At 44.0% G+C, this 3238-nt stretch carries 2 protein-coding genes and 1 pseudogene; 1 reads left to right on the forward strand and 2 read right to left on the reverse strand.

What is annotated here, in order from left to right; translation table 11 throughout:
* Nucleotides 1–188, forward strand: a pseudogene (locus F6K20_RS30805) (glycosyltransferase); the annotation flags it as partial.
* A gap of 139 nt (nucleotides 189–327) precedes the next feature.
* Here F6K20_RS30805 and F6K20_RS30810 read toward each other — a convergent pair.
* Nucleotides 328–1395 carry a sulfite exporter TauE/SafE family protein gene (locus F6K20_RS30810; RefSeq protein WP_287297260.1) on the reverse strand — a complete coding sequence of 356 codons (1068 nt, stop codon included), beginning with the start codon at nucleotides 1393–1395 and terminating at the stop codon, nucleotides 328–330.
* Nucleotides 1396–2184: 789 nt separating this feature from the next.
* Nucleotides 2185–3238: NAD(P)/FAD-dependent oxidoreductase (locus tag F6K20_RS30815; RefSeq protein WP_287297261.1), on the reverse strand; the 1054-nt coding region annotated here is incomplete at its 5' end.

Raw genomic sequence — 3238 nt, forward strand, 5'->3', positions numbered from 1 at the left:
TAGGGAATCAAGCTGGTTTGGAAGCGGGGGGGTCTTCCATCATTACCGTTGACCCTGATCAGCCCAGGGAGGCAGCCGAGAAGGTAATGGGTGGCTTGAAAGAAAAACAATTAGCTGAGATTAGTAGTAATTTGCCGAAGTGGGAAACAGCAGCAATGGCTTATGCTGATGCCATTAATGAACTATAGTGCAGGGGGCTGCTGAAATCTCTTACCCTGCTCCCGGTTGTACCGTTTTGTCAAAGGGGAACCTCAAGTGGGAGGACACACGATTGTGTTTACTCCCACTGATGCTTCACTTTTAATGATAAAACCTAGAATCACTCAATTAAGCGCGTCTCAGTTTTGTGCGATACATCAGATAATAAAATGAAGTAAATAAAATCAGGGCAAACAATCCAGCCGAAACTACGGATGTCGTGAGCGGAATCAACAGTAAAGAAGTCAGCAATTCAATTACAATTAAACTAATCAAAATCCCAACCACCATTTGGCGTTCCATAAGACTACAAAGAATTGCTCCGGTTGGCGCACCCACTACCACAACCGGAACCGCTGCTAACCAATAATTACTGACGGGAGTGACAAAATCCCCCAGGATAAAGTTATGAATTAAAAAGCCTGTGACGGCATTAATTGCCATCAAAATCACTGAAGTTGGAGTGCTAACTTTCTCACACAAACCAAACAGTAACACCATTACAGAGTAGGCAAAAACATCCATTCCACTCCCAACTAACCCACTAATCATACCGCCCATTACTCCGACGACTAGAGATAAAATTTTTTCTCGTTTACCCCAGTGTTCAATCGTAAAATTACGTTCAGTCTTAGTTAAATTTAATTGAATTAAAATGAGGGCAAAACTGCTCACCATCATTGTAAATGAAATTTTTATGACTTCGGGAGGAAGTAAAGGAGCCAGAAAAGCTGTTCCCATAAAAATACCTGGAATTCCCCCTAAACTCACCCAACGAATTAACTTCCATTCTACTGGAGTTTTCATAGCAACAATCGTAAAAGATGCGGCACTCATTCCAATACTTTGAATGGCTAAAGAAAAGAGTTTTGCATCGGGGGGAGAGACGTGAAGCCACTTTGTTAAAGCTGGAAAAGCAACTGCGCCTCCTCCCATACTTGTCGCTCCTGCAACCATGGAACCAAAGACCATTGTGAAGGCAAATTCCCAGTTAGCACACAAATTGGAAAGTGCTCGACTAGGTCCAATTGCAGTTAACCATACAGTCCATAGAAAGATAGTGCATAGTAAACTAAAGCGGATGGAACGGTTCGAAAAAATAACCTTGGCAACCAGACAAAACAACTGGCAGATCAATTTGATTTGGTTCTTGATGTTGCTTTTTGCGGTTCGTAGATTTCGTTTTTGCTGAAGCATACTCGGGCTACTCGGGGTTTAAGTCGTAGTGGAACAGTTGCGTAACATGAGTCAGAGAATGCTAGGATTCTTCTCCTGTGCTTGTCACGGTTGGGGTTAGGTTTGGATTGCCTGTGCTCCTGTCTCAGTAGAGTTGACAGAATAAGGGCGTTGCTTAATAAGTGAATGATTTTAAGAGTAGGTGCGCGCCTCCAAGGCCGCGAGCAATCCCTCGCGGCCTTGGGTCGCACCTGTGGAATAGGCATCTTGCTTAGGTGCGCTCTTACCATTAAGAATTAAATTCGCCACTGGTCGCACCTGTGGAATGGGCATCAGGCATGGAACGAGCCGCACTGCCCGTTACAATCTTCGCGCGGGCAGGATGCCCATTCCACTCATATTAATTCCGCCCCTCAGCAATGCCATTTTAAGAGGCGATTGTCAGCCATCCCTTTTAAGACGTTAGAATTTTTTGAGAATTGCTCACTGGGCATTCATCCCTTTTTGGGGATCATTGCTCGATACAGCTAAACAATGCTGAAGTCAGTACTGGTAATGGTGCTAGCTTCTACGCCAGTTAAAATTGCCAATAATTCATTGCTGGTCGTGAGTGCCCTGAGTGATCTTCAGCTCCGCAAACTCCAGACCAGCCGAGACCATTCACTTTAAGTACAAAACCTTGACAATTCCATACAGTTTGCAGAGCCAGGATATCCTAAGCTCTGCATTGAAAGCTTTTTTACTCTGGCTTCCCTGGTGGGTGAGCTTGAAGATGCTCACCATTGATACGGTTGAACTGACTCAACCTGTCTACAAAACTGCCGCCTTTTGTGTCTCTGTTTGTGTCTGTGTATTAATTGATTCAAGAAAATCTTCTGGGGGTGTAAAGCTTGCTGGATCTGCAGCTTTGTAATGAGTATCTGGATAGATCGGGCAATCGTAAATGCGCTCAAAAGGCTGCTCGAAGGTATCCCATTCTTTTTTAGAACGTAGGTAGCTCAATACAGGCTGGTCTCGTTCAGCCCAAAAATCCCCGGCAAACGTTTGAAGTACAAAGCGGAAACCGCCGGGTAAGTTTAGACCCATCTTATTCATGTCTCTGTTGAATTCATAGTAGTAAGAGTAGACCACTCGGAAGTAGGAGTCGTACCCTGTTTTGCATAAGTTTTCAAAGTCTTGACATGCCTCCAAATCATCCTTACCATCAAAAATTTCGTGTATTGCCTCAGCTGCTTTTAGTCCACAGAGCATGCTGAGAAAAACACCCCCAGAAAATACTGGATCTACAAAGCAGGCTGCGTCGCCAACAATAAAATATCCAGGTCCAGTAAACTGCTCAGAATAATAGCAAAAATCTAATTCTACTTTCGGTTTATCAAACAAGGGAGTTGCGCCTTTTATCGCACTCTTAATGCGGGGAGAGCGATCGCAATGTGCTTTAAAAATTTCCTCAGGATTGCTCTGTTTTAGTAGGCTTAATGGCATCACAGCTCCAACACTCATCACGTTGGTTTCAATAGGTATCCCCCAGAGCCAACCATCTTCATGGCAGCTGAATAGCACGTCACCTTCAACACCTGGATTGTTTTCAGCAACCACATCCTTATAGTGTTGAAAAACGGCAACATTTTGCAGCTTATTATTCATTTTCCTTAGGTTAAAATGCTTGGCAATTAACCCAGCCCGACCACTAGCATCTACCACAAAGTTCGCTCGGGCTTCATGTCTGCAACCTTGATACTGATATTGGACTCCGGCAAGTCGTTCGCCATCGAATATGAGTTTCTTGACATCTGCTTCCTCTAATACTTGAGCCCCTGTATCCTTAGCATGATCCAAGAGAATTTTGTCAAAACGGGCACGA

Origin of the sequence: Moorena sp. SIO2C4 (genome assembly GCF_010672485.1) — a bacterium.
GTDB classification, from domain to species: domain Bacteria; phylum Cyanobacteriota; class Cyanobacteriia; order Cyanobacteriales; family Coleofasciculaceae; genus Moorena; species Moorena producens.

Coding starts and splice junctions, on each gene's coding strand:
- F6K20_RS30810 (WP_287297260.1), bottom strand. CDS start 1,395: ATGCTTCAGCAAAAACGAAATCTACGAACCGCAAAAAGCAACATCAAG.